This is a genomic window from Cellulosimicrobium cellulans (assembly GCF_001722485.1).
GTDB classification, from domain to species: Bacteria; Actinomycetota; Actinomycetes; order Actinomycetales; family Cellulomonadaceae; genus Cellulosimicrobium; species Cellulosimicrobium cellulans_A.
Window position 1 is genome coordinate 1 of sequence record NZ_LWGL01000223.1, and the last position, 4,200, is coordinate 4,200.

At 72.2% G+C, this 4,200-nt stretch carries 5 protein-coding genes; all 5 read right to left on the minus strand.

Translation table 11 applies throughout. The features are described from left to right. Nucleotides 1–1,023 (minus strand): OmpA/MotB family protein, encoded by a 1,023-nt coding sequence (locus JZ5iCDA_RS15970; protein ID WP_083260091.1) that lies wholly within the window; start codon nt 1,021–1,023, stop codon nt 1–3. Then, nucleotides 1,023–1,796 carry a motility protein A gene (locus JZ5iCDA_RS15975; RefSeq protein ID WP_069388039.1) on the minus strand — a complete coding sequence of 258 codons (774 nt, stop codon included), beginning with the start codon at nt 1,794–1,796 and terminating at the stop codon, nt 1,023–1,025. The genes JZ5iCDA_RS15970 and JZ5iCDA_RS15975 overlap by 1 nt, the downstream gene beginning before the upstream one ends. A gap of 6 nt (nt 1,797–1,802) precedes the next feature. Further along, entirely contained in the window at nt 1,803–2,114 is a 312-nt protein-coding gene (locus tag JZ5iCDA_RS15980) for a flagellar FlbD family protein (protein WP_069388040.1), read from the minus strand. A gap of 189 nt (nt 2,115–2,303) precedes the next feature. After that, on the minus strand, nt 2,304–3,485 hold the full coding sequence (locus JZ5iCDA_RS15985) for a flagellar hook protein FlgE (protein ID WP_069388041.1): 1,182 nt from the start codon (nt 3,483–3,485) through the stop codon (nt 2,304–2,306). Between the two features lie 18 nt (nt 3,486–3,503). Beyond that, nucleotides 3,504–4,025, minus strand: coding sequence for a flagellar hook capping FlgD N-terminal domain-containing protein (locus tag JZ5iCDA_RS15990; protein ID WP_083260092.1), 522 nt, complete (start codon nt 4,023–4,025; stop codon nt 3,504–3,506). Between the last annotated feature and the right edge of the window lie 175 nt (nt 4,026–4,200).

Below are 4,200 nucleotides of genomic sequence, written 5' to 3' on the forward strand. Positions count from 1 at the left end.
CTAGGCCCGGGGCGGGCCCCCGGCAAGAGTGCTGTGGTGTCCCGCCGAGGGGGTGCCGTCGCCTCCACTTCCGGTGTCCGCGGCGGTTCCTAGACTGGGCGGCATGAACACCGAGCCGACCCCCTCGTCCGCCACCCCCGAGACCGAGTCCGCCGCCGCGCCGTCGTCCGGGGCCGCGGTCGCGACGTCGTCGGCGGCGGTCAGCGCCCCGCTCAGCACGCCTGGGATGAGGGCGCGCACGGCCTCGGGCTGCGAGGACAGCACCATGATGTCCACGCGCCGGTTCATCGCGAGCGCCTCGGGGCTGTCGCCCTCGGCGATCGGCCGCGTCGATCCGAAGCCGACGGCCGCGATGCGGTGCCCGGCGATGCCGTCCTGCTCGACGAGGTGGCGCAGCACGGCCGTGGCGCGGCCCGTGGACAGCTCCCAGTTCGTCGCGTAGCGGGTGCCGACGTGCGCGCGCTGGTCCGCGTTGCCCTCGACGTGGACCTGGTGGGCCGTCGGCGCGAGCACCGGCCCGACGGCGTCGAGCACCGTCCGGGCCTCGGCCGTGAGGTCCGCGCTGCCCGGGGAGAAGAACGTGTCGGCGGACACGAGGCGCACCGTGAGGCCGCGCTCGTCGATCTGGAACCGCACGGCGTCCGACTTGCCCTGGGCCGCGAGGTCGCTGGCCATCGCGTCGCGCAGCGCCGTGAGGTCCTCGACCTCGGCGATCGCGCGCGCGAGGTCGGTCTCGAGCTCGGACTCGCCGCCGCTCTCCGCGAGCTCCTCCGCGGGGTTCTCGATGACCGCCTCGACGACCACGCCGTCCTCCACGGTGCCGAAGCCGGCCGCGAGCGACGACTTGAGCTCCTGGTACTTGCCCTGGTCGACCGAGCTGATTGCGAACAGGACGATGAACAGGCACATGAGGACCGTGACCATGTCCATGTACGAGACCATCCAGCGGCCGCTGCCGCCGGTGTCGTGGCCTCCTCCGCCGCCTCCGCCCCCGCCGCCGTGGCCCTTGCCGCGCCGTGCCATCAGGCCGCCTTGTCCGTGGGCAGCATCCGCTCGGGCACCATCGTGCGCAGGCGCTCGTCGATGACGCGCGGCCGCGACCCGGCCTGGATCGCCATGTAGCCCTCGAGGAGGACGTTGAGGCGCTCGACCTCCATGTCGGACAGGCGCTTGAGCTTCGCGCCGATCGGCAGCCAGATGAAGTTGGCGGAGAGGATGCCCCACAGCGTGGCGATGAACGCCGCGGCGATCATGTGGCCGAGCTCCGACGGCTCGGACAGGTTCTCCAGCACGTGCGTGAGGGAGACGACCGTGCCGACGATGCCGATGGTCGGGGCGTACCCGCCGATCGCGTTGTAGAAGTCGTACGCGACGGCGTCCTCGCGGGCCTTGGTGTCGATGCGCTCCTCGAGCAGGGTGCGCAGCTGGTCGGCGTCCGCGCCGTCGGCGAGCGACTGCAGGGCGCTGCGCTGGAACGGGTCCTCGGTCTTCTGCGACTCCGCCTCGAGGGCGAGGAGGCCGCCGTCGTTCTGGACGATCTCCGCGGCGCGCACGACCTCCTCGATCGCCTCGCCGGACTTCGCCGGCTTCCCGGTGAACGCGCGCGGCAGCGCCTTGAGCGCCACGAGCGAGTCCTTGAGGGTGCCGGAGGCGATGGCGACGAAGATGCTCGCGCCGAACACGAGGATGATCGGAGCGGGCAGCAGGATCGACGTGATGTGGGCACCCTCGAGGTACACCATCGCGACGAGCGAGGCGAACGCGACGAGGATGCCGATGATGGTTGCGGGGTCCATGGGTGCCTACTTCGTCCGCGGGGCGGGGAGCGGGGTCACGTCGACCGGGCGGTCGCCGTCGGGGTCGGTGTCGCGAGGAGGCCGGCGGACGAGCTCGAGCGGCGCCCTGTCCGTGATGTCGGGGACGGAGCGCGCCAGCGCGAGCACGCGGGCCTTGTACTCCTCGATGAGCCGGATCACGTCCGCCATCGACTCGGTGACGATGTACCGCGAGCCGTCGATCATCGTCACCCGGGTGTCCGGGCTCGTCTCGACACGGGCCACGAGGTCCGCGTTGACCGCGATGCGCTCGGAGTTGAAGCGCGTGAGGACGATCACGGTTCCACCTTCGGGTCGGGGGTCGGAGGTCTGTCGGCGGGAAGCGGTGCTCCCTGCCTGCACTCTCGGCACGGCGCCCGCTCCCGTGAGGGTGAGAGCGTCCCGGGACGGGACCGGCCGCCGACCCCTCGCGCGGCGAGGCGTCGGCGGCCGGGGCGGCGGGCTCCCGCGAGGGCCCGCGCAGGGACGTCAGCGCTTGAGGTTGACGAGCTCCTGGAGCACCTCGTCGGACGTGGTGATGACGCGCGAGTTCGCCTGGAACCCGCGCTGGGACACGATGAGGTTCGTGAACTCCTGGGAGAGGTCCACGTTGGACATCTCGAGCGCGCCCGCGGTGATGGAGCCGAGGCCCTGGTCGCCGGCCGCGCCGACGAGCACGTCGCCCGAGAACTGCGTCGCCGTGTAGAGCGAGTCGCCCGCCTTCTCCAGGCCCCCGGGGTTGGTGACCGTCGCGAGCGCGACCTGGCCGAGGACCTCGGTGCGGCCGTTGGAGTAGCGGCCGATGATCGAGCCGTCGCCCGACACCGAGTAGGACGTCAGCGAGCCCGCGGCCCCGCCGTCCTTGGTGTCGACCGCGACGTTCGACAGCTTCGCGTAGGACGTCACGCCGGTCAGGTCGACCGTGACGCCACCGACGGCGAGCGTGCCGCCGCCGGTCAGCGTGCCGTCGGTGAACGTCAGCGCCTGCGGGCCGGCCATCGACGCTCCGGTCTCGGTGTCGACCGCGCTCACGGACCAGTTGCCGCCCGTGGCCGTGAAGACGAGCGACACCATCGTCGAGGCGCCGAGCTCGTCGAAGATCTCGACGTCGCGCACGAGCTCGGTGCCGTCCGCGGCGTCCTGCGGGAGGTTCCCGCCGAAGGTGACCGACGTCGTCGCCTCGGCCGGGATGACGTCGCCCACGGGGATCGTGAGGTTCCCGAGCGGGTTCGCCGGGTTGATGACGCCGTCCTGGGCGGTCCAGCCCTGGACCAGGTCGCCGTTGGCGTTGACGAGGCGGCCCATCGGGTCGAAGTTGAACGCGCCGTTGCGGGTGTAGTACTGCTGCCCGCCGCGCTCGACGACGAAGAAGCCGTCGCCGTTGATCATGAGGTCGGTCGGCACGCCCGTGGTCTGCGCGGCGCCCTGCGTGAACTGCGTGGTGATGGCCGCCGTCGTCACACCGAGGCCGATCTGCGCCGGGTTCGCGCCGCCGACCTCCTGGTCGGGGGCGACGCCCGCCGCGACGAGCTGGGACAGCGTGTCCTGGAACTGCGTGCGCGAGGACTTGAAGCCCGTGGTGTTGACGTTCGCGATGTTGTTGCCCGTGACGTCGAGCATGTTCTGGTGGGCGCGCAGGCCCGAGATGCCGGTGTTGAGCGAGCGGAGCACGAGGGTGGTCCTTCCGGGTCAGGCGGCGTCGCCGCTGGCGGGGGTGTCGGTGGCGCCGTCCGAGGCGTCCGGGGTGTCGGGGGCGGCGGGGCCGTCGCCGCCCGCGGTGCGGGTGACCGCGGAGACCTGGTCGAGGTCGATCGTCACGCCGTCGACCGTCACCGTGGGCACCTCGTCGTGGTACGACACGGCGGTCGCGGTCCCGGTGTGCTCGACGCCCTTGTCGTCGAGGTAGGAGACCTGGTTGCCGAGGAGGTCGGCGGCGGCCGAGCGCATCTGCAGCGCGAAGGCCTCCTGCGTGCGCAGGTCGGCCTGCGTGACGAGGTCGCGCATGGTGTTGATCGCCTCCATCATGGCGAGCGACGTCGTCTGGCTGACGATCTCGCTCGTGTCCATGGAGGCGGACGGGTCCTGGTTGCGCAGCTGGGTGACGAGCAGCTCCATGAAAAGCTCCCCGTCGTACTCCTGCTTGGGCGCGCGGACGGGCGGGGTGGCGTACATCGAGGTCGATGCCGCCGTGGACACGGGGTCGACGGGCACGTCGCTCCTTCCTCAGACGAGGACGTCGAGGCGCCCGGTGGCGCCCCGCGTGCCGTCGCCGGCTGTCGGGTCGGTGGGGTTCGGGACGGCGGACGACCACGCGGTGCGGGGCGTCGGCGCGCGGCCGTCGCGACCGTCGCCGCCGTCGTCGCGCCCGTCCTGCAGCGCGGCGCCG